The organism is Micromonospora sp. NPDC050187, assembly GCF_044459745.1.
GTDB lineage: Bacteria > Actinomycetota > Actinomycetes > Mycobacteriales > Micromonosporaceae > Micromonospora.
In genome coordinates this window covers 92,375-117,923 of sequence record NZ_JBITJH010000006.1, presented here as the reverse complement: position 1 = coordinate 117,923, position 25,549 = coordinate 92,375, and the positions used below count along the sequence as shown (strand labels likewise).

Below are 25,549 nucleotides of genomic sequence, written 5' to 3'. Positions count from 1 at the left end.
TTGCCACCGCGTGCGATGCGATCGAAACTTCCTTCATGACGTCTTCTCGGTCGTCCCGTCGCGAGGGCGCCGACCGGCCGCGTCCGGCCGGCGGCGGCTCCGGTGGCCGGACCACGGTGGCGCTCCTCGCCGGGATGCTCACCTTCGTGCTCGCCTGCGGCGCGGAGCTGACGGTGGTCGGCGCACTGCTCGGCATCCGTCCCGGCGGGTCACCGGCGGCACAGGGACCGCACGCGGAGTGGGCCGACCCGGACACGCTGCCGGCCGCGCCGGCCACCGGGAGCCCGTCCCCGCCCGGGAATGTGGAGACGAAGCAGGTCACCGAGACGGCGCGCGTCCCCTACCCGGTGCAGATCGTGGACGATCCGGCCCTGCCCGAGGGGCAGCAGCGGGTCCGCATCCGGGGGGTCGCCGGGGTGAAGACCCTGACCTACGAGGTGATCCACGTCGACGGCAAGCCGACCGACAAGCGGCTGCTCCGCTCGGCGGTCACCCGGGCCCCGGTCACCCAGGTCGTGGCGGTCGGGACGGCCACCACGGCGGCGTGCGACCCGAACTACAGCGGCTGCGTGCCGGTCGCCGAGGACGTCGACTGCGCCGGGCGGGGTGACGGCCCGGCGTGGATCGCCGGCACCGTCAAGGTGACCGGTTCCGACGTCTACCGCCTCGACCGCAACCACAACGGCGTCGGCTGCGACGAGAAGAACTGACGCGCCCGAGGAGCGTCAGGCGGCCAGGTCGGAGCGGATGAGGAAGCGGACGCCCTCCGGGGCCTCCAGCGAGAATCCACTGCCCCGGCCGGGCACCACGTCCACGGTCAACGTGGTGTGCCGCCACAGCTCCCACTGGCTCACCGACATCCAGAACTCGACCGGCTCCGGGACCCCCTCGACCTCCAGTGCCGCGAGCCGGACGTCCGACGCCCCGGTCCGGAACTCGCCGGCCGGGAAGCACATCGGCGCGCTGCCGTCGCAGCAGCCGCCGGACTGGTGGAACATCAGCGGCCCGTGTTGCCCCCGCAGCGACCGGATCAGCTCGGCCGCGGCGGGGGTCAGGGAGACGGGTGCCGCGGTGGTGCCCGGCGGGCCGGGCACCACCGGGTCGGGAGCACCGGGCATCAGAAGAAACCGAGCTTCTTGGTGGAGTAGCTGACCAGCAGGTTCTTGGTCTGCTGGTAGTGCTCCAGCATCATCTTGTGGTTCTCCCGGCCGATGCCGGACTGCTTGTACCCGCCGAACGCGGCGTGCGCCGGGTACGCGTGGTAGCAGTTCGTCCAGACCCGACCGGCCTGGATGGCCCGGCCCGCCCGGTACGCGGTGTTCATGTCCCGGGTCCAGACGCCGGCGCCCAGCCCGTACAGGGTGTCGTTGGCGATCTTCACCGCGTCGGCCAGGTCGGCGAAGGAGGCCACCGAGACCACCGGGCCGAAGATCTCCTCCTGGAAGATCCGCATCGAGTTGTCGCCCTCGAAGACGGTCGGCTGCACGTAGTACCCGCCGGACAGCTCGCCGCCCAGATCGGCGCGCTCACCGCCGGTGAGCACCTTCGCGCCCTCCTTCCGGCCGATGTCCAGGTACGACAGGATCTTCTCCAACTGGTCGTTGGACGCCTGCGCCCCGATCATCGTCTCGGTGTCCAACGGGTGCCCCTGCCGGACGGCCTTCGTCCGCTCCACGGCGGCGGGCAGGAAGTCGGCGTAGTGTCCCTGCTGGATCAGCGCCCGCGACGGGCAGGTGCACACCTCGCCCTGGTTCAGGGCGAACATGGTGAACCCTTCCAGCGCCTTGTCGAAGAAGTCGTCGTTCGCCGCGCTGACGTCGTCGAAGAAGATGTTCGGGCTCTTGCCGCCCAGCTCCAGGGTGACCGGCTTGATGTTCTCGCTGGCGTACTGCATGATCAGCCGCCCGGTGGTGGTCTCCCCGGTGAACGCCACCTTCGCCACCCGGGGCGAGGACGCCAGCGGCTTGCCCGCCTCCACGCCGAAGCCGTTGACGATGTTCACCACGCCGGGCGGCAGCAGGTCGGCCACCAGCGAGAGCCAGTAGTGGATCGACGCGGGCGTCTGCTCGGCCGGCTTGAGCACCACCGCGTTCCCGGCGGCCAGCGCCGGGGCGAGCTTCCAGGTCGCCATGAGCAGCGGGAAGTTCCACGGGATGATCTGCCCGACCACGCCGAGCGGCTCGTGGAAGTGGTATGCCACCGTGTCGTCGTCCAGTTCGCCGAGCGAACCCTCCTGCGCCCGGATCGCCCCGGCGAAGTACCGGAAGTGGTCGATCGCGAGCGGGATGTCCGCGGCCAGGGTCTCGCGTACCGGCTTGCCGTTCTCCCAGGTCTCGGCGACCGCCAGGTCCTCCAGGTGCTCCTGCATCCGGTCGGCGATCCGGTTCAGCAGCAGGGCCCGCTCGGCCACCGGGGTGCGCCCCCAGGCGTCGGCCGCGCCGTGTGCCGCGTCGAGCGCCTTCTCGACGTCCTCGGCGGTGCCCCGTGCCACCTCGCAGAACGTCTGCCCGGTCACCGGCGTCGGGTTCTCGAAGTACCGGCCGCCGTGCGGCTTGACGTACTCGCCACCGATGAAGTGGTCGTACCGGGACTGCCAGTGCGTCGGCGCGTCGTAGCGCGTCATGGATACCTCCGCCGTCCGAGGATGTGACGGCGGCCACGCTAGTTGCCGGGACGTTGCAACGACGTTGCGCGCGTGAGTCCGTACTCCCGCATGAGCTGGTGGATCCGGGCCGCCGCGAGCGGCCGGCGGGGCGCGCCCGGCGGCAACGCCCGCGCCAGCGCCTGCCAGGCGGCCAGGTCGTCGGTGCCGGCGGGTGTCGCGGTCCAGGCCGCGAGCAGCGCCGGGTCGCCGCCGGCCAGCACCGCCGCCCGCACCTGACCGTCGACCAGCCGGCGCAGTCGCACCACCCCCGGCGCGTCCGAGCCGGGCAGCAGACTTCCCGGGTACGCGTCGAGCGCGCCCGCCACCTCACCGCGTTCGAGCAGCTCCGCGACGGTACGGAAGTCCGCCCGAACGGTCCCGCGCAGGCGGTACGGGCGGGAGTCGAGCAGCTCCGGGCCGAGGATGCGGCGCAGCCGGGACAACTCGGCGCGCAGGGTGACCGGGTGCAGCCGGTCGTCGCCGTAGAGGTCCAGACCGAGCTGCTCCCCGGTCCGCCCCTCAGGATGCTGGAGCAGCAGCACGAGCAGTTCACTGTGCCGGCGACCGAGCCGGATCCGTCGCCCGGCGACCCGCAGTTCCGCCTCGTCCCGGCCGAGCGCGGTTACCGTGACCGCGTCCGGCTCGACCGGCCCAGCCTGCCCCAGCGGCCCGGCCAGCCACGCCTCGGCCGCCCGCGCGGTGGCCCGGACCAGCGCCAGACTCTGCGGGTTCGCCAGGTGGTCGCCGCCGGTGATGTCGACCGCGCCGAGCAGCCGCCCGGTCGCCGGGTCGTGGATCGGCGCGGCGGCGCAGGTCCAGGGCTGCACCGGCCGGCTGAAGTGTTCGGTGGCGAAGATCTGCACGCTGTGGTCGACCGCGAGGGCGGTGCCCGGGGCGTTGGTGCCGGCGTGCGTCTCGTCCCACCGCGCGCCGGGCACGAAGTTCATCCGTTCCGCCCGCCGCAGCACCCCCGGATGCCCCTCCACCCAGAGCAGCCGCCCGTACGCGTCGCAGACCGCCATCAGGTGCGCTCCGTCGGTGGCGATCCCGCCCAGCAGGTCCCGGAAGAGCGGCAGCACCCGGGCCAGCGGGTGGGCCGCCCGATAGCTCTCCAGGTCGCCGCCGGTCAGCTCGACCGGCGGGGTGCCCTCCGGGTCGAGCAGCGCGTGCGCCGAGCGCCGCCACGAACTCGCCACCACGTCGCGCACACCGCTCACGACGTCCCGGGCGCCGCTGCGCCCGGCGTCGGTGGACCCGGTCAGGAACGCCTCGTGGGCGGCACCGACCTGTGCGATCCGTTCGTCCGGATCGACACCGAATTCCAGGGCGAGCCACGGGTCAGCCACGGCGACCTCCTTGCCCCCATCGTGACCCAGCTCACCGCCGGTCGCCAAGGGTGGCGGCTCCGGTTCCGGGGGCGGGCCGGTGGGACGGCCGGCGGTCCGGTGGCCGGATCACGCGAACCGGGGACGAGCTGGGGCGTCCGGGGGCGTCCGGGACCGTCCGGGGCGACCTCGCCTGGCGGACGCTGTGGAGCTGCCCCATCCATAGGACCACGTTTCCGGGTCTCCCCCGGTAGCCATTGTGGACGAACGGCCGGGCGGCGTCGGCGGCCGGCTGGTCGGGTACGGCGTCCGGTGATCGCCAGCCCGGCGAGCCGCGTCGGGCCCGGCCTGATCGGCGTCGACGGCCGACAGCACGGCGGTTACCCGGTGCGCCGTCGCCGACGACACTCGTCGCTGTGACGCAGCAACCCCCGCCCCCACCGCATCAACCGCCACCCGGGTATGGACCGCCGCCGCCCCGCCACACCTTCCCACCCGGCATGGTTCCGGCGATCGCCGCCGGTCCGAGCTGGTTCAACCGACTCACCGCACGGCAGCGCACCGGACTGCTCGTCAGTGGCGGGGCGCTGACGCTCGTCCTGCTCTGCTGTGGCGGTCTCACGGTCATCGGCGCGACGGCCGAGCCGCCGCCGCAGGAGTCCCGGCCCGCCGCAGCCGCCGGTGCCGAGGAACCGTCGGCCCACGCGGAGCCCACGGTGGCGTCCCCGCCGGCCACGCCGTCGCTCTCGCCGTCAGCCACCCCGTCGCTTCCGCCGTCCCCCTCGCCGTCGCCCTCCCCGATGGTCGAGGTGCGGACGGACACCGCGGCGGAGAAGATTCCGCACGGTACGCGGACGGTGAAGGACCCCTCCCTCGCCAAGGGGAAGCGGTTGGTCCGTACCCGGGGAGTCGACGGGGTGCGGACCCTGACCTACCAGGTCACCGTCACCGACGGGGTGCAGACCGGGCGGAAGCTTGTGCGGTCGGCGGTGACCCGGAAGCCGGTCACCGAGGTCGTCGTGGTCGGCACGAAGTCTGCCCGGCGGTGCGACCCCAACTACAGCGGCTGCGTGCCGATCGCCAGCGACGTCGACTGCGCGGGCGGCAGCGGCAACGGCCCGGCCTACGTGAGCGGCCCGGTCCGCGTCATCGGCAGCGACATCTACGACCTGGACCGCGACAACGACGGCTACGGCTGCGACGACTGAGGTGGTAGGAGGGGACCCCTGCAGGTGATTTCTGCCCTGCAGGGGCCCTTCCTACCACCCGACGGGAGGTGCGGGGCGGGCTAGAGGTTCAGGGTCCAGCTGTTCAGGTAGCCGACGTCCCCGCTGGCGGCGTCCTGGACCCGCAGGGTCCAGGTGCCGTTACGGGTCTCCGAGGACAGGTTGACGGTGTAGATCTGGTTGATGTTGTCGGCGGAGCCACCGCTGCGGTTGTGCAGGGTGTACGTGCTGCCGTCCGGGGCGACCAGCCGGACCACCAGGTCACCGATGTAGGTGTGCACGATGTTGACCGCTACCGTGCTGGTCGCCGAGGCGGTGCCGGTGCAACCGGAGACCGCGACGGTGCTGGACACGGTGGTGTGGTCGCGGATGGTCACGTCGGTGCTGTTGGTCCGCGAGCAGCCGGTGGGCGGCGGGGTGGTGCCACCGTCACCGACGTAGAGCAGCTTGTTCGGCGAGCCGGTGCCCGGGCTGGTCACCACGTTGCTGGTGGCGTCGTTGACCAGCTTGTCGCGGACCTGCTGCGGGGTGAAGGTCGGGTTGGCGGCGAGTACGAGCGCGGCGGCGCCGACCACGTGCGGGGTCGCCATCGAGGTGCCGCTGATGCTGTTCGTGGCGGTGTTGCTGGTGTGCCAGGCCGACGTGATCGAGCTGCCCGGGGCGAAGATGTCCAGGCAGGTGCCGATGTTGGAGTAGCTCGCGCGGGCGTCGTTGGACTGGGTCGCGCCCACGGTGATACCGGCGGGGGTGCTGGCCGGCGAGCTGTTGCAGGCGTTCGCGCCGTAGTCGTTGCCGGCGGCGAGGCCGTAGGTGACGCCGTCGGCGATCGAGCGGGCCACCGCGTCGTTGGTGGCCTGGTCGAAGCCGCCGCCGAGGCTCATGTTGGCGACCGCCTTCTCACCGGCGGCGTGGTTGCCGGTGACCCAGTCGACACCTGCGATGACCCCGGCGTTGGTGCCGCTGCCCTGGCAGTCCAGCACCCGGACGCCGACCAGGGTGACGCCCTTGGCCACGCCGTACGCGGTGCCGCCGACCGTACCGGCGACGTGCGTGCCGTGGCCGTTGCAGTCGTCGGCGGTGCCGCCGTCGACCGAGTCGAACCCGGAGACCGCCCGGCCGCCGAAGTCGCTGTGCGAGAACCGGATGCCGGTGTCGATGATGTACGCCTTCACGCCCGCGCCGTTGTTCGCGTACGTGAACGAGTTGTTGAGCGGAAGGGCACGCTGGTCGACCCGGTCCAGGCCCCAGGAGGGGGTGGGGGTCTGCGTGGCGGAGATCCGTACGGTGTGGTTCTGCTGGACGTAGCTGACCGACGGGTCGGCGGCGAGCCGCTTGGCCGCCGTCTCCGACATCCGGGCCTCGAAGCCGCGCAGCGCGTTGGAGTACGTCCGGCCGACCGCGCCGCCGTGCTTGCCGGCCAGGCCGCGGGCCCGGGTACCGACCTCCGGCCGCCCGACCGCCGTGTCCTTGAACACCACGATGTACGAGTTGTCGACGGCGGTCGCGCCGCCGGCGAGCAGGATCTGCCCCTCGGCGGGAGCTGCGGTCGCCGGGGTGCCGACCGATACGGCGGCGGTGGCGGCGGCTGCGGCCACGGCGAGACGCCAGCGGCGTCCTGTGGCAGGGGAGTCTGTCATCCCTCTGTTGTCCTTCCGTTCAACCGCGTGCCGGGACACGCAGATCGATCAAGGCTGATCAAGTGACGGGGATCGTATGGCATCGATGGCCCTATAGAGAGATGTGTTGATCTATTCGTGATCATGCGAGGGCGGTTTGCTGTCGCAATCCGGGGTAGATCAGACTCCTCGTCACCAGCCGTCAGTGGGCGGATACGCGCCGGTGGTGGGGCGTGGTCGCAGCCCCGGCCGCTCGTCGTGCTCTACGCTCGCGGCGTGGAGCCACGTGCCTTCTTCGTCGCCGGTCGTCCCGTCCACGGCGAGGGCGAGCTGACCGTCCACCACCCGTACGACGGACGGCCGGTGGGGCGTACCACGCACGCCACGCCGGAGCAGGTCGAAACGGCCGTCGCGGCAGCCGCCAGGATCGCCGCGGAGGCCGCGGCCCTGCCCGCGCACGTACGCGCGGCGGCCCTCGACCACGTCTCGCGCCGACTCGCCGAACGGGCCGAGGAGATCGCCCGCCTGATCACCGCCGAGAACGGCAAGCCGGTCAAGTGGGCCCGCGCCGAGGTCAGCCGGGCCGTCTCCACCTTCCGCTGGGCCGCCGAGGAGGCGCGACGCTTCAGCGGGGAACTGCAACGCCTCGACACCGACCCGGCCGCCGCCGGGCGGATCGCGCTGGTCCGACGGGTGCCCCGTGGCCCCGTGCTGGGGATCACGCCGTTCAACTTCCCGCTCAACCTGGTCGCCCACAAGGTCGCTCCGGCACTCGCCGTCGGTGCGCCGATCGTGGTCAAGCCGGCCCCCGCCACGCCCCTGTCCGCGCTGCTGCTCGGCGAGATCCTCGCCGAGACGAAACTGCCCGAGGGGATGTTCTCGGTGCTGCCGCTGCCCAACGAGCGCGCCGTCGACCTGGTCGCCGACCCTCGGCTGCCGGTGGTGTCGTTCACCGGCTCCGGGCCGGTCGGTGCGACGATCCGACGGGCCGTCCCGGAGAAGCACGTCACCCTGGAACTGGGCGGCAACGCGGCGGCGGTGATCTGCGAGGACTGGAACACCGACGAGGACCTCACCTTCGCCGCGCACCGGATCGCCACCTTCGCCAACTACCAGGCCGGCCAGTCCTGCATCGCCGTGCAGCGGGTCTACGTGCACGAATGGCTCTACGACGCGTTCCTGCCCCGACTGGTCGCCGCCGTCGAGGAACTACGGACGGGAGACCCCGCCGACGACCACACCGACGTCGGCCCGCTGATCTCGTCCGACGCGGCGGCCCGGGTCGAGGCGTGGGTGGACGAGGCGGTCGTCGCCGGGGCCACCATCGAGGTCGGCGGCCGGCGGGACGGCGCCAACTACCCGCCCACCGTGCTGACCGGGGTACGGGCCGACGCGCGGGTCAGCACCGAGGAGGTGTTCGGGCCGGTGCTGGTGGTCGCCCGCGTCGAGCACGACCGGGCCGCGTTCGCCGCCGTCAACGACTCCGCGTACGGGCTCCAGGCCGGCGTCTTCACCCACCGCCTCGACGTCGCCTTCGCCGCACACCGGGCCCTCGAGGTCGGCGGCGTGATCGTCGGCGACGTGCCGGCGTACCGGGCCGACCAGATGCCGTACGGCGGGGTGAAGGGCAGCGGCGTGGGACGCGAGGGCGTCCGCAGCGCCATGGACGACTACACCGAATCTCGGGTGCTGGTGCTCACCGGGGTGCAGCTCTGAGCTGCTGAGGTGCTCGCTCGGTCAGGTGAGGTGGTGGCGGGTTAGGTGGTAGCAGGGGACCCTTGTTACCGCTTTATGAGTAGGAGGGGGCCCCTGCTACCACTTCAGGGCGTTCACCAGGTGCCGTCGTCGCGTACCCGGGCGGGGGCACGGCCGAGCAGGAGGGTGGTCAGGGCGGCGTCGATGTCCGCGCCGAGGAACCACTGGCCGGCCTGGTCGAGAGCGAAGATCCGCCCGAGTTCGTCGACGGCGAGGATGCTCTCCGGTGGGCGTTCCGCGCCGATCGGAAAGAGCCGCATGCCCAGCACCGATCCGAAATCCGCCAAGGTGGCAGCACTGTGCGCCCCGCGTAGCGGATTCGTGCTGAAGTGACTGATCCACACCTGTTCGCCGGGGCCTCTTCTCTTCGACAGCAGGGCCGGAAAGGCAGTCAACGTCGCCTCAGCGGCCGGGAAGACCGTGTGCCTGTGCCCCACTCCGGTGACGTCGAGCGTTTCCCTGATCGCGCCCGCTGCCAGCGCCTCGTTGACCGTCGAATTGTCCCTCCAGCCCGCACTGGCCAGGGCGCTGCCTACCTCGGGCGGGAACCGGTAGGGGTCGGGGACGGGTTGGGGCTCGGGCCGCCACTCGCTGACTCCCCAGACCGTGTCGTACCAGGGAAGCAGCCGCATCCGGGACAGGGCGGTGGCGCACGAGTCGCAGACCTCGTCCGCCGGCCCGCCGGCCGGGTCGCCTGGTTCGCGTACCCGGAAGACCTCCAGGCGGGCGCTGTTGAGCAGTGCCAGGTACTCCGGGAAATCCAGGGGGTCCAGTCCTTCGGTCTCCCGCCGGTGGTCCTGGTCGTGCAGGGCGTCGGAGATGACGATCAGCTCGGCGTGACGGTCGACGCCGCGCACGAGTCGTCCGGTGGGGACGCTGTCCAGGTAGCCCTGGACCAGGGGGTGATGGTTCAGGACGAGGTCGCCCTTCGCTCCCCGGGCGAAGTAGGTGCGGCCACCGACGGTGAGGTGCGCCGTGGTCCCGGGGGTGGACGACCGGTGTAGTTCGCGTAGCAGTTGGGCGGCGGGGTCGACGGTGCGTGGTGCGGTCCGGTCGGGTCGACGCTGCCGGTACGTCTGCGCGATGACGTCCGCCGGAACTCGCGGCCAGTGGGAGACCTCCCCGGTCTCCCGGTCGATGACGGTGTTCGGCAGGTCACCCGGGCGCATCGGCAGGTCACGCGGCACCGAGTACCAGATCACGTATCCGAGGTCGAACTCCTCGACCAGCGGGGTGCATTCGTGCCCGAGGCGCTGTGACTCCCGGTCTGCCCAGATGCTGGCGAGTTGCTCGGCCTGTTGACGGTCGATCACGCAGTGAAGTTACCCGACCCCACGGATCGGTGACGGACCGGTATGGTCTGGCCTACCCAAGGTGACGGGAGGCGGCATTGGCGGGAAACGCGGACCGGGACGCCAACCGTGCGTTGCGAGCGCGGTTCGACGAGGTACACGGCCAGTACCAGCAGTTGCGGTCCGGGTTGGACGAACTCCAGGTTCGGCTGGCGGAACTACGGATCACGGAACGCTCCGACGACGGCCAGGTGACAGCCACCGTCGACGCCCGCGGGCAACTGCTCTCAGTGGAACTGCACCCGTCGGTCTACCAGGCCCGTGACGCCCAGGCGCTCGGCCGGAAGATCACCGCTACGGTCCAGAAGGCCACCGCCGCCGCGACCGCGTCGACGCAGGAACTGGTCGCCGGCTACCTACCCGCCGGCTCCGGGGCACCGGACTTCCTCCGCTCGGGCGACTTCGGCTCTCTGCTCCGGCGGGCAGACGCGGTCATGAACCACGACGGTGACCGACGTGGCTGACGGGCGACTCTGGCTCGACCCGGAGCGTGCCCGGCGCGGCGGCACGGATCTCTCACTCGCCGGCCGGGCGGTCCGCGCGAAACGTGACGACCTCGGCGCGCGGATCGCGGCGGGAAGCGCGCAGCGGCCCTGGGGCCGGGACGACATCGGCACCGCATTCGAGAAGACCTACCGGGGGTTGGAGGCGACCATCCTGCGAGCCTGGGACGGACTCGGCCGGCACGTCGAGGGAGTCGGCGCGGACGTGGTCCGCTCGGTCGACGCCAACGTCGAGACCGACACCGGCAACGCCGGCCGCCTGAACCGGGTACGCAACCAGCCCCGGCCCGATGTTCCCTGATCGGTCAGGAGCGTCGGTGTGACCGTACTGCCGAGTCCGATCCCGCACCCTCTCGACTTCTGTCCCTGGCAGCTGCCGGGCTGGGTCTACGAGGCGCTCGACTGGGTGGTCGGCGTCGAGTGGCCGGAGGGCAGCGAGCGGGCGGTCTGGGACCTCGCCGACGAGTGGTACGCCGTAGCCGCCGTGCTGGCTGGCCCGCGCGACGACGCCGTCACCGCTGCCGGGGAGGTGCTCAGCGGATACGGGGCGGTGGGAGCGGTCGCGAATGCCTTCGACACCGCCTGGCGGAAGGTGGCCGAGGGGGACGAAGCGCCCCTACCGTTGCTGCTCGCGGTCAGCACCGACCTCGGGCGCCTCGTCGAGGAGTGCGGCTGTGACATCGAGGGTGCCAAGCTCGAGGTCTGGATCGAGCTGGGCATCCTGGTGGTCGAACTGCTCGCCATGACGGTGGCGGTCGTCCTCACCGCCGGTGCCGCCTCGCCGGCCGCAGCCGCCGCGATCACCGCAACCCGGTTCGTGGTGCAGCAGATCTTCCGGAAACTGATCGCGCAACTCGCCCGGAAGACTCTCAAGAAGGGGATGCAGGAGGCCACCGAACGGGCCGCGAAGCAGGTCTCCAGGGACGGTCTACGCGGGCTGGGGCGCGACGCGTTGCGGGGCGGCCTGCTGGAAGCCGCCCAGGAGGGTGGCGTCAACCTCGCCATCCAGGGCTACCAGAACTCCACCGGCCGGCGGGATGGCGTAAACCTGGCCGACCTCGGAACATCCGCCCTCGGCGGACTCGCCGGCGGTGCCGCCGCCCCGCTGGCCGGGCTGGGTAGGCACGCCAGCAGCCGAGGTGGGCAGTTCGCCGAGCACCTTGGCCGTGAGATGGGTGGCGAGATCATCGCCGAGCAGGCGGCCAGCCTGGCGACCGGAGGTGGCTTCACCAGCCTGGAAGACGCCGCCCGCGCTGCTGCGTCCGGGGCCACCGGTTCGGTGGTCAGCCAGGGCGACGCGGCGCTCCAGGCGCGACTTGACGCCCGTACGGCCACACTGACCGGTACGTCCCTTTCCGTGCTCGACGACAGCACACCGGCCGTGCTGCCCCTCCCCGCAGCCGACTCGGTTCCGTCGCCGGTTCCCACCCAACGGACGGCCGCCGAACTTGGCGACACCGCGACGAGCGCGCCCTCACCCAGGACATCCGACCCGGATCCGGTGCAGCCACCGGCAGATGACATGAGTGGTTCCGCCGAGGTGGGTGGTTCTGCGAATGCACGTGGCTCGGCCGAGGCGAGCGGTTCCGGCGGGGCGGACGGACAATCCGGCCGCCGGGCCGAGGCTGTCTTTCCGGTGGATCCCGCACCGGTAACCGCCGCTACGAATCCGCTGTCGACCGCCGTCCCGCCCCTGGCACCTGTCCCGGTCGCCGCGACGCCGAGTCTGTCGTCCGTCCCGGTGGATCCGGTGCTGGCTGCGTCCTCGGTCACTGCGCCCGCGATCGACCTGGCGGCCACGACAACCTTGGCCGCAACGACGGGGCCGACCGTCACCAGCGCACCGCCACCGACCGTGGCCAACGCGGGCTCGGTCGGCATGCACAACGGTGCCCCCACCGTCGTGGTGTCCGGCCCCGCACCTGTGGTCACGCCGGCCCTGGTAGCGACCGCCGAAGTCGCCCCGCCCGTCGCCACCATGACCAGACCGGCCACGGCGTCGATGCCCGGTTCTGGAATGTCGACAACCACGCCGAACCCGTCCGTGACCACCGGGCCGGCATCAACCGTGCCGGCCGGGAAACGGGAACGGCAGGAACCTCCCGTGCTCGACCTCTCCCTGCTGGAGGCGCTGGCTCCGGAGACGTCCCAGCCCAAACCGCCAGATCCGCCCACTCCCGCCCCGGAGCCCACGCCCCAGCAGACGACGGAGCCTGCCTTCAGGAGCCGCCAGTGGTACGAGATGAGGTGGGCGGCGGATCGGGAGGCACTCGAACGGCGTCGCTACCGCGGCTACTACGAAGCCCAACGCGCCTGGTTCGAGGACCGGCGACGGGAAAGGGTGGTGGTCGGCCTCCGTGCTGACGGAGAGCACCATCTGGACGCCGCGCGATGGCTGATCGAGCAATCTCGTGAGCTGGACAGGTCCGGGAAGCGCCAGGCCGCAGATGGACTGCTGGTAGAGGCGAGAGAGCGGGAACGTCTCAGCTACCAGAAGCAGGATCTTGCTGAGGAGGTGCGGGAAGGCTTGGTTCTGCCGGAAGTCACCTTCGTCGACGACGACACGGACTTCTGGCGGATCAACGACGACGTGGCGCAGTTGGCGACCGGCGGGGTCGAGACGGGTGAGCGGTCGGTACTCACCGGAAGCGATGACCCGCCGCCGACCGACCAGACCCGGCCGTACGGGGAACGCGGCGGACTGCGTCCGCCGCTGGCGCTACACCAGACGGACCTGGAACGGCAGATGCCGCGCGATGCCGGCGGAAGCGTGACCCGGACGGCCGATCCTCGACGGGGTCGATGGTTCTCGCTGGTCAACGACGGCGGGCCGAGCGCCGATGCGACCCGGGGCATCAACTGCCTCGACTGCACGCTGTCCCTGTACGAGACGTGGGTGCACGGCCGCCCACGGGTCTCCGCGCCGCGTACGTTCGACGGCTACTTCGAGGGTGACGTCAACCGGCCGATCGACGGCGAGTGGGGCGGACCGGGACGGGTGGAGCAGGCCACCGGCGGTGTCTACCAGCGGGTGACCCCGTCGACCGAGGGCCTGTCGCCGGCCGCTGCCCGGCAGCAGGTGATGCAGGGATATGCCGACCTGCACGGGCAACTACTTTCGGGTGGCCACGGCAGCTTCGCCTTTCTCGTGAACACCTGGGAGGGCGGCGGCGCGCACGCGTGGGTCGCCCTGAACCAGAACGGCACGGTGCTGTACCTCGACCCGCAGATCGGCACCGTGTCGGACCGTCCGCCGTACTTTCACCGTGGTGTGGCGCATCCGGGGAACGTTGCCGGACTCGACGCACTGGTGGTCGGGCCGGATGGCAGACCGATGCCCCTGCACGGTCGCGAGGTGGGCGACTTCAGCGAGCAGCGGCCACTGTCTGTCAGGACCGACCAGAACACCACGGAAGCCCCCGCACCGCACCTGGCGCGGACGCCGTTCACCGCAGCTCCAGGGCAGTTGCCGGTCGCGCCCGATGGTTCTGGCGCAAACGTCGATCCCCTGAAGCCGGAGCCGGAGCCGGAGCCGGAGCCAGAGCCAGAGCCAGAGGCGGTGCGTGCGGCACATGACCGCGCGCGTGAGGAACGGATCCTTGCTGGCATCCCTGCGTCCACGGTCATCGCATCGGCCAAGGATCTCGACGCGGTGTTCACGGCCGGGGTCAGCCCTGCGGAACTGGCCGTCGCGGCAGATGCGGCCGCCCTTGGGAGACTCCTCCCACGCCTTGACGAGCAGGCCGCCCAGGAGCTGACGAGGCTCCTGGCCGAACCCCGCGTGCAGCGGATGCTCCAGGACGCGTGGCGGACCCCACCGAAGGGCGAGCCGCTGTTGGCCGAGACGCTGGTCCGGCAACTGGCACAGCGGCCGGATCTCGTCAGCATGATTCTCGCGACACCGGAGCTGATGGCTTCGCTCACGGCCCGTCCGGTAACCCTGCACCACCTCGCCAGCTATCAGCAGGCCATCGACGTGCTCGGTTCCGTGCTCGACGACATCGCGGATCGAGGTGCGACGGCCGTAGCTTCCGCTCAGGTTTCGGCGCCGCAGGCGACACCACTGACCGCCGAACAACTGGAGACCAGTACCTCGATCAAGACTCCGGAAGGGGAGGTTCGACAGCCTGGATTCGACACGCGCAGACAAGGCGAAGTCGACTATCGGAAGCAGTATCTGGATGACTTGTACGCAGCTGCGGAGCAAGCTCAGCAGGACGTGGCTGCGTTGGCTCTCCGGCTTGCCGGCGAAGGGACGAAAAGAGCGGGGAGAGCCGGCTGGCGCAAGCGGCCCAAGGACCGTCGGCGGGCAGAGGACAAGGTCGCGAAGTATGGCGGGGAAGCGTCGAGATTGCTGGACCTCGCCGCAGCAAAGGTGGAATTCGATTCACTTGACCAGATCTATGTTGCTCTGCGGCGATTGCGTTACGAGTCTGACATCCGGATTGTTGATTTCGTCGACCGGTTCCGGGATCCTCAGGATAGTGGATACCGGGACATTCAACTCCGGTTGCGTATGCCCAACGGTCACATCGCGGAGTTTCGACTCCACCTTGCGGCGTTGGACGCGGTTGCTGAATGGGAACATTCGCTCTTTGAGGTGCGAAGAGACCTCGATGCGCTAGCAGGGGAGGAGGCGCGAGAGCTGTCGACCGTGGAGAAGGCAATCCGGGACAGTATCCTGCGGCGGGAGCAGCAGCTATTCTGGGGGGCGCTTTTGGAGGCTGTGAAGGGAAGTGAGATGTGAACGTCGCGCCAGGGTTGGTCCTGCCGGGCTACTACCGCTATTACGGTACCCCTGTCAAGATGGTCGAGACGCCTGGTGGCGGCATGTGTGCTTGGCGGCTATCCAATGGTCACGGGGGGTGGATAAGGGCTAACGATATCATTGATGAGATTTTGTTCGCCCGTGCGGGGGAGATTAGCAAGCTCTCATCCGAAGATTTCGTTCAGGCGGTTGAGCGCTACCGGGCTCACTATTTATCCGGGCGAGGGCCCATTTTCGCTCTGTATGAAACCGTCAAGGCGATCACCGAAGTTGAGGAGCGAGAGAATCGCTATCTGAATGACCGCGAGCGGGCTCTGGTCAGGGGGATCCGCCGAAAGACCTTTGTTATGTTCGAGGAGCAACTTCAACAGCAGGGTGACCCGGGTGCTGACCCGGGCATTGGGAAGCCGTGAACCGATCTGGCCGATCGTCACGCTGACCCCGCCCCTGCGCTGTGGGTGAGTGACGACCACTACACGATGGCGTGTCCATAGCCGCTCGCCAACGAACTGAGATCTGGTTCGCCGAACTGCTCCATCAGATCTGCGAAGCGATCCACCTTGTCCCTGCCGAACTGTCGAACGCCGGACACGTAGGTGGCGGCGGAGATGAATGTCGGCGGGGTCGTCTTGCTGTGGAACTTGTCGGCGTACATCACCAGCCGCTCCTCGTCGGACTCGGCCAGGTAGTCGTTGACCGGAAGTGGAAGCCGTTGCCGGACCACGTCTTCGCGGCTCAACCCCATGCCGGTATGGCAGGAGCAGAACCGGCATAAGCTCTCCTGAAATCCGAGATCCCGCAGGAGTTCGTGTCCCAACAATCCGTGTCGGACGTAGTCTCTCTGCTCAAGCTTGCCGGACGAGTCATACAGGCGATAGACGCCGATGTCGTGGACCAGGCTCCCGGCGCGGACGAGCTCGACGTCGAGGTCGTGCTTCCGGCTGGCAAGCAGTTGCTCGGCCAACTCGCAAACAATCCGGCAATGGGTGTAGACGAGGTCGAAAGCGTCGAGGGTGGGTGCGAACCGTTTGTGTAGGGCGCGGATCTGTCTGTCGGTGGGAATCCGCATACCAGATCCGATGATGCCGATCCTCATCGGAGTGAGGTTATCCCCGGGCACCGCGCCGTCGCCAGTCCCGGGCGATCGGTCGCGCCGACCTGCGCGCCGCGTACTCGGACGTGGGGCGATTTCCGGCCAGACCGCTCGTGCCCTCTTCGAACAGTCCCGATACGGTGGGACGGTGGGATGATCACGGGTTCGCCGGGAACGGGTACGGACCCGACAGCGGGAAGCCGGCGGGGCCGGACAGGGCCGAAGACCCGGACACCAGGTGGCCGGCGACGGTGGCGGAGGCGCTGCGCGTACAGGATCGGTTGCGACCGTTGGTCGATCTGGTCGGACCGGGTCCCGCCGCGCCCGCGACGGTGGCCGGCCTGGACGTCGCCTACGCCGAGGGTGGTGACCGGCTCGCGGCGGCCGTCACGGTGTTGGACTCGCGGACGCTGCGGGTCGTCGACTCTGCGGTGGCCGTCGGCCGGCCGGCGTTCGACTACGTGCCCGGCCTGTTCGCCTTCCGGGAGTTGCCGGCCCTGCTGGACGCGCTGGACCGGCTCACGAACCGACCGGATCTGCTGGTCTGCGACGGGCACGGGTTGGCGCACCCACGTCGGTTCGGACTCGCCTGCCACCTCGGCGTGCTCACCGGCCTGCCGGCGATCGGGGTGGGGAAGACCCCGCTGGTGGGCACGTGGGAGCCACCCGCCGAACGCCGGGGTGCATGGTCGCCGCTGGTGGACGGTACGGAGGTCGTGGGCCGGGTGCTGCGTACCCAGGACGGGGTGAAGCCGGTCTTCGTCTCCGTCGGACACCGGATGGGGCTGGAGAACGCCTGCGCCCGGGTGCTCGCACTCGCCCCGCGCTACCGCCTGCCGGAGACCACCCGCACGGCGGACCAGCTCTGCCGTTCGGCGCTCGCCGGTCGGAGCTGACCATCCCCTGAGGCGGGACGAAGGAACCGACGCCAGGAGGAAGGAACCGACGCCAGGACGAAGGAACCGACGCCAGGACGATGAACCGAGCCCAGGACGAAGAACCGAGGCCGGGAGCGGAACCGACGCCGGGAAACGGAGCCGGGGCGGGACGAAGGAACCGGAGGTGGTCGATGCCGTGGGCGGATCGGCCGCCGGTAGTAGCCTGACGGCCGGACCCCAACCGGGGAGGAACGGCGAGGTGATCATGACGGTACGTCGGAGAGCGGCGCGCCTGGCGGTGGTCTGCGCGCTGCTGGGTGGCGTGGTGGCCGTCGGTGCGACGCCCGCGCTGGCCGACGACGACTCGGTCCGGGCGCGTGTCTCCAGCAGCTTCACCGCCGGTGGTTCGGCCGGATCGGTCTCGGTCGAGGTGCGTAAGCGCAGCGGGGGATGCGTCCTGCTCCGTACCGGGCTGCGCCTGAGGTTGGAGGGGGTGCGGGCCGACCAGGTCGAGGTGCACGTCTCCGCCGGCGGCCAGTGGTGGCCGGTCCCGGTCTCGGGAGGCGGCCTGCTGGTTACCGAGCGGACGTCGCCGGTCAACCCGACTCTCTGCAAGGGCAAGAGCATCACGGTGCGGTACCGGGTGGCCTTCCTGCCCGGCGCGCCTGCCGGCAAGCTCACCGTGGCGGGGGAGGCGACCACCGCGGGCGGCCAGATGATCGGCCGTGGGGCCGACACCTCCCAGGTCCGGGCGGGCCGGAACGCCACCCCGAGCCCGAAGCCGACGAAGAGCCCGACCCCGAGCCCGACCCCGAGCCCGGTGGAGACCGGACCGCCGACCGAGGATCCGACGGCGGAGTCGACGCTCGCCGCGGTGAGCGGGGGCGGCGGCCGGGCCGCCGACGAGAGCGGATCGGGCGGCGGGTTCTCCCCGGTGATGGTCCTGGGCGGGGCCCTGGTGGCGGTCGGGCTCGGTCTGATCTTCCTACTGTTCCGCCGGTCCCGCGCGGACCGACGGGACGTGGGCGGATCGGCGTCCACGCCGCTGCCGGGCAACCCGGGCGGCACCACCTACCGTTCCGGCGGCCAGCCCGGCCCGGCGACGGCGGCCGGCGCCGGCTACTTCGGCGGTCCGCCAACCGCCACCGGCTATCCCGGCGGGGCGGCCCACCTCGACGACCCGACCGGCTATCCGGTCCCGCCGGCCGGCCCGACGCGGGGCACGGTCTACCCGGCGTCGCCCCGGGGCACCGAACAGCCACCGTCGGGCACGGTCTACCCGGCGTCGCCCCGGGGCACCGAACAGCCACCGTCGGGCACGGTCTACCCGGCGTCGCCGCCGGGACAGTGGTACGGGCCGGCCGGCCCGGTGTACCCGGCACCGAGATCCGGACAGCCGGGCACGTCACCACCCCCGGAGTCCACCGGTGGTGGTGACTCGACGGCCATCATGCCTCGCCTACCCGAGTAGCCGCCGCACCCTCCGATACGCTCAGTGGCGTTGACGAGCCGTGGCAAGGGAGCGAATCCGGTGTCTGATCTGTCCCAGATCGTGAAGGCGTACGACGTCCGAGGGACGGTGCCGGACCAGTGGGACGAACGGGCCGCCGAAGCCCTCGGCGCCGCCTTCACGCACCTGCTGAACACCACCGGGGAGCCCGGGGACCAGGTGGTGGTGGGGCACGACATGCGGGCCACCTCGCCCGCTCTGGCCGCCGCCTTCGCCGCCGGCGTGCGCGCCGAGGGCCGCTCGGTGGTCGAGATCGGCCTCGCCTCCACCGACATGCTCTACTACGCCTCCGGTGCGCTCGGGCTGCCCGGGGCGATGTTCACCGCCAGTCACAACCCGGCGCAGTACAACGGCATCAAGATGTGCCGGGCCGGCGCGCGGCCGATCGGTCAGGACACCGGCCTGGCCGAGATCCGCGACCACGCCCAGGCCCTGCTGGACAAGGGTGAGTCCGCCCCGGCGGGGCAGCCGACCGCCCCGGCCGCGCAGCGCGACCTGCGTCCGGAGTACGCCGCCCACCTGCGCGGCCTGGTCGACCTCTCCGGGATCCGGCCGCTGAAGGTGGTGGTCGACAGCGGCAACGGGATGGGCGGCCACACGGTGCCCAGCGTGCTCGGCGACGCCGTCCTGCCGGCCCTGCCGCTGGAGATCGTCCCGCTCTACTTCGAGCTGGACGGCAGCTTCCCCAACCACGAGGCGAACCCGCTGGACCCGGCGAACCTGGTCGACCTCCAGCGCGCGGTCGTCGCGCACGGCGCGGACGTCGGGCTGGCCTTCGACGGCGACGCGGACCGCTGCTTCGCGGTGGACGAGCGGGGCGCGCCGGTCTCCCCGTCCGCGATCACCGCCTTGGTGGCCGCCCGTGAGCTGGCCAAGCACCCCGGCTCGACGATCATCCACGGCCTGATCACCTCCCGCGCGGTGCCCGAGATCGTCCGGGAGCACGGCGGCAATCCGGTGGTGGCCCGGGTCGGCCACTCCTTCATCAAGGCGGAGATGGCCCGCACCAACGCGGTCTTCGGCGGCGAGCACTCCGCCCATTACTACTTCCGGGACTTCTGGTTCGCCGACACCGGCATGCTCGCCGCCATGCACCTGCTGGCCGCGCTCGGCGAGCAGGAGCGTCCCCTCTCCGAGCTGGCCGCCGGGTACGAGCGCTACGTCGCCTCCGGCGAGATCAACTCGACCGTCGCCGACCAGGCCGCGAAGGTCGCCGAGGTGCGGGCCGCCTACCCGGAGGCGGAGGTGGACACGATGGACGGGCTCACCCTGCGCTTCCCCGACGGGTCCTGGTTCAACCTGCGCGCCTCGAACACCGAGCCGCTGCTGCGGCTCAACGTCGAGGCAGCCACCCGGGATCGGATGGCCGCACTCCGTGACGAGGTGCTCGACCGGGTTCGCCGATAGGATCGCGTGCGCCGGTCGGCGAGACCGACCGGTGAGACCACACACGTGGAAGGAGCCGCACCGTGGCCCTGGATCCGCAGTTGCTGGAGATCCTCGCCTGTCCGGACACGCATCACGCCCCACTCGACTACGACCCGCAGGCGCAGACACTGACCTGCACCGAGTGCCACCGGATCTTCGAGGTGCGGGACGACGTGCCCGTGCTGCTGCTGGACGAGGCCCGCCCGGGGCGGCAGTCGTGATCGAGGGTACGGCCGGAGTCAGCGGCCACCGCGTGGCCGACGAGGCGCTGCTGGACAACCCGGACGCGCTCGCCGAAAAGGACCCGGGCGGGATGCTCCGGCACATCGCCTCCGCCGGGGCCCAGGTGCGGGAGACGGCAGCCCTGGCCGCCGAGGCCAACCTCCAGCTGCTCGCCGACGAGGGACGACCGCGGGCGGTGGTGATCGCGGGCATCGGCACCGCCGGGCGTACCGGGGACGTGCTGGCCACGGTGGCCGGGCCGCGCTGCCCGGTGCCGGTGATCCCGCACCGCAGCGCCGGGGTGCCCGGCTGGGTCGGCGCGGCGGACGTGGTGATCGCGGTCAGCGCCTCGGGTCGCAGCCCGGAGGCGCTCGGCGCGGCCGAGGCCGCCCACCGCCGGGGTGCCCGGCTGGTCGCCGTCGGCGCACCGGACTCCCAGCTCCAGTCGGTGGCCGAACGCGCCCGGGCCCCGTTCATCCCGGTGCCGCGCCGGGCTCCGGCCCGGGCCAGCCTCTGGGCGCTCACCGTGCCGGTCCTGCTCGCCGCCCGTACGCTCGGCCTGGTGAAGGTGAACGAGGCCGACCTGGCCGAGACGGCCGCCCGGCTCGACGCCGACGCGGACCGGTGCCGCCCCACCGCCGAGTCCTTCGTCAACCCGGCGAAGTCGCTGGCGCTCGGGCTGGCCGGTTCGATCCCGATCGTCTGGGGTTCGTCGCCGCTGGCCACCGTGGCGGCCCGCCGCTTCGGTGACACGCTCTCGGCGAACGCCCGCTACCCGGTGGTGGCCGGGGCGCTCGGTGAGGCGGGCCGGGGCCGGGTGGGTCTGCTCGACGGGGTCTTCGGTGGGCTGGTCGAGTCGGCGCGGGACATCTTCGCCGACTCGGACGACACCGCCGACGGCACCCGGCTGCGGGTGGTGCTGCTGCGCGACGGCGGGCTCAACGCCGACGACGACTCCGACGAGCCGCTCGCGGTCGAGGAGCGCCGGGCCGACGCGGTGCAGACCCTCGCCGAGCGGCGCGGCGTGCGCTGCGACGTGGTGACCGCCGAGGGTGGGTCCGCGTTGGAGCGGCTCGCCTCCCTGGTCGCCGTGCCGGACTTCGCCTCGATCTATCTCGCGCTGGCGCACGGTCTGGACCCGATGGCGGTTCCCGCCGTTTCCGAGATGAAGGAGCTGGCCAACCCGTGAGCGAGGCGACCCCCCGGCTCGGCACACCCGTGCCGCATCCCCCGACACCGGACGGAGCGGTGGCGTGAGCGCCGGCGGCAGCACCCGGGCCATCGTGGCCGCGCTGCTGGCCAACGTCGGCATCGCCGTCACCAAGTTCGTCGCGTTCCTGCTGACCGGCTCGTCGTCGATGCTGGCCGAGTCGATCCACTCGGTCGCCGACTCCGGCAACCAGGGGCTGCTGCTGCTCGGCGGTCGCCGGGCCAGGCGGCAGGCCACCCCGCAACACCCCTTCGGCTACGGCCGGGAGCGCTACGTCTACGCGTTCATCGTGTCGATCGTGCTGTTCAGCGTCGGTGGCCTCTTCGCGCTCTACGAGGCGTACCACAAGTGGCACGACCCGCACGGGATCGAAAGCTGGCAGTGGGTGCCGGTGACCGTGCTGGTGGCGGCGATCATCATGGAGTCCTTCTCCTTCCGCACCGCGATCGTGGAGTCCAACCACGTCCGGGGCAAGGCCTCCTGGGTGCAGTTTGTCCGCCGGGCGAAGGCCCCGGAGTTGCCGGTGGTGCTCCTGGAGGACCTCGGCGCGCTGGTCGGCCTGGTCCTCGCGCTGATCGGGGTCAGCATGACCCTGATCACCGGCAACGGCGAGTGGGACGCCGCCGGGACCGCGGCGATCGGCGTCCTGCTGGTGGCCATCGCGGTGGTGCTGGCGATCGAGACCAAGAGCCTGCTGCTCGGTGAGGGCGCCGAGGCCGACGACGTGGCCCGGATCGAGCGGGCCATCACCGACGGGCCCGAGGTGGAGCGGATCATCCACATGAAGACCCTCTACCTCGGCCCGGAGGAGCTGCTGGTGGCGGCGAAGATCGGCGTACCGGCCTGGGAGACCGCCGCCGAACTGGCTGACGGCATCAACGCCGTGGAGGCCCGGATCCGCGCGGCGCTGCCCGTCGCCCGGGTGATCTACCTCGAGCCGGACATCTACTCGGCCGCCCGGGCGCGGGCCGGCGGCAACGGTGCGGCGGAAACCGCCGTGACGGCTGGCGACGGCGCTGCGACGCCCGGCACGGGGGCGGCCGACGGACAGTCCGGGCACTGACGATGGAGCAGTTGTACGGACCGATCCGGGACTACGCGTGGGGGTCCCGGTCGGCCATCGCCGAACTCCAGGGGCGTCCGGTGCCCAGCGACGGGCCGGAGGCGGAACTGTGGCTGGGCGCCCACCCGGGCGCTCCGGCGACCGTGGACCGGGACGGCGCGCGGGTGAGCCTGCTCGACCTGCTCGCCGCCGATCCCTCCCGCTGGCTCGGCGGGGAGGTGCTGGACCGGTTCGGTCCCCGGCTGCCCTTCCTGCTCAAGGTGCTGGCGGCCGAGGCGCCGCTGAGCCTCCAGGTCCATCCGGACGCCGAGCAGGCGCAAACCGGGTACGCCGCCGACTGCGCCCGCGTCGACGGGCACCGTAACTACGTCGACCCGTACCACAAGCCGGAGCTGCTGGTGGCGCTCACGCCGTTCGAGGCGCTCTGCGGCTTCCGCGACCCGGCCGTCTCGGCGGCGGCGCTCGCCGGGTTCGGCGTGCCCGCGTTGGCGCCGGTGGTGGCCGCCCTGGACGACGGCGCGTCGGGGCTGCGGGAGGCGGTCCGGCTGCTGCTCGACTGGCCGGTGGCCCAGCGGGCCAAGCTGGTCGGCGCGGTGGTGGCGGCACCGGTCGGCGGCCCGGACGCAGCGCTGGTCCGCGAGCTGGCCGCCCGGTACCCGGACGATCCCGGCGTGCTGGTGGCGCTGCTGCTGCACCGCGTGCGCCTGGCGCCGGGCGAGGCCATCTGGATGCCGGCCGGCAACCTCCACGCCTACCTGCGGGGCACCGGCGTGGAGTTGATGGCGGCCAGCGACAACGTGCTGCGCTGCGGGCTCACCCCGAAGCACGTCGATCCGGTGGAGTTGCTGCGGATCCTCCGGTTCGACGTCCTCGACGATCCGGTGGTGGCCGCCCGGCCGGTCGTACCGGGTGTGGTGACCTGGCCGGTACCGGTCGACGACTTCGTGCTCTACCGGATCGCCGGGACGGCGGGGTCCACGGCGGTGCCGCTGCCGGTGCCCGGTCCCCGGGTGGTCCTCTGCGTGGCGGGGACGGTCACCGTGGGCGACGACGCGGGTAGCGTCACGTTGCGGTGCGGCGAGGCGGCGATCGGCGCTGCCGGTGCCGGTCCGCTGGTCGTCGGGGGGCCTGGCGATGCGTTCGTCGCCGCCGCTGGCCTGCGCTGACGTTGCTCCGAGGAGCCGATCGGGGACAGATGGCGAACAGGGTCGAACAGGGCGCAACACGCATGCCGGATATTCCGGAAATGCTTGACGTGCCGGGCTGGTGATGTGAACCTGTGAGTACGCACCGTTATCGCGACGCAGGTCTGAGAAGCGGGCGGGGAACCAAACCGGGGGGATGCGCGGGGCGGCCGATGCTGGACGGATTCTCTGTCTGTGCTCGACCGCCCCGCGCGCTGTCTCGCGTAAGGTGGATAGCCGCCCAAGAATCTCGTTCCGACAGGAGCTCTCATGACCAGCACCCTCCCGGCGTCCAGCAGTGCGCCGTCCGAGGCCCGGCCGCGCACCGTTGCCGAGGGCGACTTCAAGGTGGCGGATCTGTCGCTCGCCGAGTTCGGGCGTAAGGAGATCCGGCTCGCCGAGCACGAGATGCCCGGCCTGATGGCGATCCGTCGCGAGTTCGCCGAGGCGCAGCCGCTGCGCGGCGCGCGGATCACCGGCTCGCTGCATATGACCATCCAGACGGCGGTGCTGATCGAGACCCTGGTCGCGCTGGGCGCGGAGGTGCGCTGGGCGTCGTGCAACATCTTCTCCACCCAGGACCACGCCGCGGCGGCCATCGTCGTCGGCCCCGAGGGCACCCCGGAGGCCCCGGCCGGCGTTCCGGTGTACGCCTGGAAGGGCGAGACCCTGGAGGAGTACTGGTGGTGCACCGAGCAGGTGCTCGCCTGGCCCGACGGCCAGGGGCCGAACATGATCCTCGACGACGGCGGTGACGCCACGCTGCTCGTCCACAAGGGTGCCGAGTTCGAGAAGGCCGGCGTGGTGCCGCCGGTGGAGTCCGCCGACTCCGAGGAGTTCGCGGTCATCCTGGGCGTGCTGCACCGCTCGCTCGCCGAGGACGGCCAGCGCTGGACCCGGATCGCCGCCGGCATCAAGGGCGTGACCGAGGAGACCACCACCGGCGTGCACCGCCTCTACGAGATGCACCGGGACGGCAAGCTCCTCTTCCCGGCCATCAACGTCAACGACTCGGTGACCAAGAGCAAGTTCGACAACAAGTACGGCTGCCGGCACTCGCTCATCGACGGCATCAACCGGGCCACCGACGTGCTGATCGGCGGCAAGATGGCGGTCGTGCTCGGCTACGGCGACGTGGGCAAGGGCTGCGCCGAGTCGCTGCGCGGCCAGGGCGCCCGGGTCGTGGTGACCGAGGTCGACCCGATCTGCGCCCTTCAGGCGGCGATGGACGGCTACCAGGTCGCCACCCTCGAGGACGTGGTGGAGCAGGCGGACATCTTCATCACCGCCACCGGCTGCTTCGACGTGATCACCAACGAGCACATGGCCCGGATGAAGCACCAGGCCATCGTCGGCAACATCGGTCACTTCGACAACGAGATCGACATGGCCGGCCTGGCCCGGCGCTCGGACGTCACCCGGGAGAACATCAAGCCGCAGGTCGACGTCTGGCGGTTCGACGACGGCCACGCGATCATCGTGCTCTCCGAGGGCCGGCTGCTGAACCTGGGCAACGCCACCGGGCACCCGAGTTTCGTCATGTCGAACTCGTTCGCCAACCAGACCATCGCGCAGATCGAGCTCTACACCAAGACCGAGCAGTACCCGGTCGGCGTCTACGTCCTGCCGAAGCACCTCGACGAGAAGGTCGCCCGGCTGCACCTGGACGCGCTCGGCGCGAAGCTGAGCACCCTCACCAAGGAGCAGGCCGCGTACCTCGGCATCTCCCCGGAGGGCCCGTTCAAGCCGGAGCACTACCGCTACTGAGCACC

21 protein-coding genes are annotated in these 25,549 nt (G+C 71.2%); 15 read left to right on the top strand and 6 right to left on the bottom strand.

The window, feature by feature from the left end; translation table 11 throughout:
• Window positions 1-35 precede the first annotated feature (35 nt).
• Window positions 36-710: a G5 domain-containing protein gene (locus ACIBJE_RS12155; RefSeq protein WP_396746995.1), complete on the top strand. Its 675-nt coding sequence runs from the start codon at window positions 36-38 to the stop codon at window positions 708-710.
• Window positions 711-725: 15 nt separating this feature from the next.
• Here the strand turns inward: ACIBJE_RS12155 and ACIBJE_RS12150 are convergent, their stop codons facing one another.
• Genes ACIBJE_RS12150 through ACIBJE_RS12140 form a run of 3 tightly spaced genes read right to left on the bottom strand, consistent with a single transcriptional unit; the run spans window position 726 to window position 3,990 of the window.
• Complete coding sequence (locus ACIBJE_RS12150) at window positions 726-1,118, bottom strand: DUF779 domain-containing protein (RefSeq protein WP_396746992.1); 393 nt, start codon at window positions 1,116-1,118, stop codon at window positions 726-728.
• Window positions 1,118-2,623, bottom strand: coding sequence for an aldehyde dehydrogenase (gene adh / locus ACIBJE_RS12145; RefSeq protein ID WP_396746989.1), 1,506 nt, complete (start codon window positions 2,621-2,623; stop codon window positions 1,118-1,120). The genes ACIBJE_RS12150 and adh overlap by 1 nt, the downstream gene beginning before the upstream one ends.
• A gap of 38 nt (window positions 2,624-2,661) precedes the next feature.
• The gene (locus ACIBJE_RS12140) at window positions 2,662-3,990 is read right to left on the bottom strand and encodes a transcriptional regulator (RefSeq protein ID WP_396746986.1); all 1,329 of its coding nucleotides are present in this window, start codon (window positions 3,988-3,990) and stop codon (window positions 2,662-2,664) included.
• Window positions 3,991-4,469: 479 nt separating this feature from the next.
• Here ACIBJE_RS12140 and ACIBJE_RS12135 point away from each other — a divergent pair, with 479 nt between their 5' ends.
• The gene (locus ACIBJE_RS12135) at window positions 4,470-5,177 is read left to right on the top strand and encodes a G5 domain-containing protein (RefSeq protein ID WP_396746983.1); all 708 of its coding nucleotides are present in this window, start codon (window positions 4,470-4,472) and stop codon (window positions 5,175-5,177) included.
• Between the two features lie 80 nt (window positions 5,178-5,257).
• Here ACIBJE_RS12135 and ACIBJE_RS12130 read toward each other — a convergent pair whose 3' ends face one another.
• Window positions 5,258-6,832: a S8 family peptidase gene (locus ACIBJE_RS12130; RefSeq protein ID WP_396746980.1), complete on the bottom strand. Its 1,575-nt coding sequence runs from the start codon at window positions 6,830-6,832 to the stop codon at window positions 5,258-5,260.
• 255 nt (window positions 6,833-7,087) lie between these two features.
• Here ACIBJE_RS12130 and ACIBJE_RS12125 point away from each other — a divergent pair, with 255 nt between their 5' ends.
• Entirely contained in the window at window positions 7,088-8,527 is a 1,440-nt protein-coding gene (locus ACIBJE_RS12125; protein ID WP_396746977.1) for an aldehyde dehydrogenase family protein, read from the top strand.
• A gap of 113 nt (window positions 8,528-8,640) precedes the next feature.
• On the opposite strand, the gene ACIBJE_RS12120 is transcribed toward ACIBJE_RS12125, so the two are convergent.
• On the bottom strand, window positions 8,641-9,879 hold the full coding sequence (locus tag ACIBJE_RS12120; RefSeq protein WP_396746974.1) for an SUKH-3 domain-containing protein: 1,239 nt from the start codon (window positions 9,877-9,879) through the stop codon (window positions 8,641-8,643).
• Between the two features lie 77 nt (window positions 9,880-9,956).
• Between ACIBJE_RS12120 and ACIBJE_RS12115 the strand changes: the two genes are divergently transcribed.
• From ACIBJE_RS12115 to ACIBJE_RS12100, 4 genes are read left to right on the top strand one after another with little or no spacing between them, the layout of a single operon-like run.
• Entirely contained in the window at window positions 9,957-10,382 is a 426-nt protein-coding gene (locus ACIBJE_RS12115) for a YbaB/EbfC family nucleoid-associated protein (protein ID WP_396746971.1), read from the top strand.
• Complete coding sequence (locus tag ACIBJE_RS12110) at window positions 10,375-10,722, top strand: hypothetical protein (RefSeq protein ID WP_396746968.1); 348 nt, start codon at window positions 10,375-10,377, stop codon at window positions 10,720-10,722. The genes ACIBJE_RS12115 and ACIBJE_RS12110 overlap by 8 nt, the downstream gene beginning before the upstream one ends.
• Before the next feature lie 18 nt (window positions 10,723-10,740).
• Complete coding sequence (locus tag ACIBJE_RS12105) at window positions 10,741-15,168, top strand: toxin glutamine deamidase domain-containing protein (protein ID WP_396746965.1); 4,428 nt, start codon at window positions 10,741-10,743, stop codon at window positions 15,166-15,168.
• Window positions 15,165-15,602 carry a hypothetical protein gene (locus tag ACIBJE_RS12100; protein ID WP_396746962.1) on the top strand — a complete coding sequence of 146 codons (438 nt, stop codon included), beginning with the start codon at window positions 15,165-15,167 and terminating at the stop codon, window positions 15,600-15,602. Before ACIBJE_RS12105 ends, ACIBJE_RS12100 begins: the two co-directional genes overlap by 4 nt.
• A gap of 59 nt (window positions 15,603-15,661) precedes the next feature.
• Here ACIBJE_RS12100 and ACIBJE_RS12095 read toward each other — a convergent pair whose 3' ends face one another.
• Window positions 15,662-16,285: an HD domain-containing protein gene (locus tag ACIBJE_RS12095; protein WP_396746959.1), complete on the bottom strand. Its 624-nt coding sequence runs from the start codon at window positions 16,283-16,285 to the stop codon at window positions 15,662-15,664.
• Window positions 16,286-16,533: 248 nt separating this feature from the next.
• Here ACIBJE_RS12095 and nfi point away from each other — a divergent pair, with 248 nt between their 5' ends.
• The 8 genes from nfi (at window position 16,534) to ahcY (ending at window position 25,544) form a co-directional block, all read left to right on the top strand.
• Window positions 16,534-17,178: a deoxyribonuclease V gene (gene nfi / locus ACIBJE_RS12090; protein ID WP_396746956.1), complete on the top strand. Its 645-nt coding sequence runs from the start codon at window positions 16,534-16,536 to the stop codon at window positions 17,176-17,178.
• Window positions 17,179-17,425: 247 nt separating this feature from the next.
• Entirely contained in the window at window positions 17,426-18,631 is a 1,206-nt protein-coding gene (locus tag ACIBJE_RS12085; RefSeq protein WP_396746953.1) for a hypothetical protein, read from the top strand.
• A 60-nt stretch (window positions 18,632-18,691) separates the two neighbouring features.
• A complete protein-coding gene (locus ACIBJE_RS12080) occupies window positions 18,692-20,077 on the top strand; it encodes a phosphomannomutase/phosphoglucomutase (RefSeq protein WP_396746950.1) in 1,386 nt (461 codons plus the stop codon).
• Window positions 20,078-20,139: 62 nt separating this feature from the next.
• A complete protein-coding gene (locus ACIBJE_RS12075; RefSeq protein ID WP_088980537.1) occupies window positions 20,140-20,319 on the top strand; it encodes a Trm112 family protein in 180 nt (59 codons plus the stop codon).
• Window positions 20,316-21,509 (top strand): SIS domain-containing protein, encoded by a 1,194-nt coding sequence (locus ACIBJE_RS12070; protein WP_396746946.1) that lies wholly within the window; start codon window positions 20,316-20,318, stop codon window positions 21,507-21,509. Before ACIBJE_RS12075 ends, ACIBJE_RS12070 begins: the two co-directional genes overlap by 4 nt.
• A 64-nt stretch (window positions 21,510-21,573) precedes the next feature.
• Window positions 21,574-22,593: a cation diffusion facilitator family transporter gene (locus ACIBJE_RS12065; protein ID WP_396746943.1), complete on the top strand. Its 1,020-nt coding sequence runs from the start codon at window positions 21,574-21,576 to the stop codon at window positions 22,591-22,593.
• A gap of 2 nt (window positions 22,594-22,595) precedes the next feature.
• On the top strand, window positions 22,596-23,759 hold the full coding sequence (gene manA, locus ACIBJE_RS12060) for a mannose-6-phosphate isomerase, class I (protein ID WP_396746940.1): 1,164 nt from the start codon (window positions 22,596-22,598) through the stop codon (window positions 23,757-23,759).
• A 288-nt stretch (window positions 23,760-24,047) separates the two neighbouring features.
• Window positions 24,048-25,544 carry an adenosylhomocysteinase gene (gene ahcY, locus ACIBJE_RS12055; RefSeq protein ID WP_396746937.1) on the top strand — a complete coding sequence of 499 codons (1,497 nt, stop codon included), beginning with the start codon at window positions 24,048-24,050 and terminating at the stop codon, window positions 25,542-25,544.
• Window positions 25,545-25,549: the final 5 nt, after the last annotated feature.

Bases quoted from the DNA above. Each gene is read 5' to 3' on its own strand.
- ACIBJE_RS12155 (WP_396746995.1), top strand. From the start codon at position 36: ATGACGTCTTCTCGGTCGTCCCGTCGCGAGGGCGCCGACCGGCCGCGT.
- ACIBJE_RS12150 (WP_396746992.1), bottom strand. From the start codon at position 1,118: ATGCCCGGTGCTCCCGACCCGGTGGTGCCCGGCCCGCCGGGCACCACC.
- adh (WP_396746989.1), bottom strand. From the start codon at position 2,623: ATGACGCGCTACGACGCGCCGACGCACTGGCAGTCCCGGTACGACCAC.
- ACIBJE_RS12135 (WP_396746983.1), top strand. From the start codon at position 4,470: ATGGTTCCGGCGATCGCCGCCGGTCCGAGCTGGTTCAACCGACTCACC.
- ACIBJE_RS12130 (WP_396746980.1), bottom strand. From the start codon at position 6,832: ATGACAGACTCCCCTGCCACAGGACGCCGCTGGCGTCTCGCCGTGGCC.
- ACIBJE_RS12095 (WP_396746959.1), bottom strand. From the start codon at position 16,285: ATGAGGATCGGCATCATCGGATCTGGTATGCGGATTCCCACCGACAGA.
- ACIBJE_RS12085 (WP_396746953.1), top strand. From the start codon at position 17,426: ATGACGGTACGTCGGAGAGCGGCGCGCCTGGCGGTGGTCTGCGCGCTG.
- manA (WP_396746940.1), top strand. From the start codon at position 22,596: ATGGAGCAGTTGTACGGACCGATCCGGGACTACGCGTGGGGGTCCCGG.
- ahcY (WP_396746937.1), top strand. From the start codon at position 24,048: ATGACCAGCACCCTCCCGGCGTCCAGCAGTGCGCCGTCCGAGGCCCGG.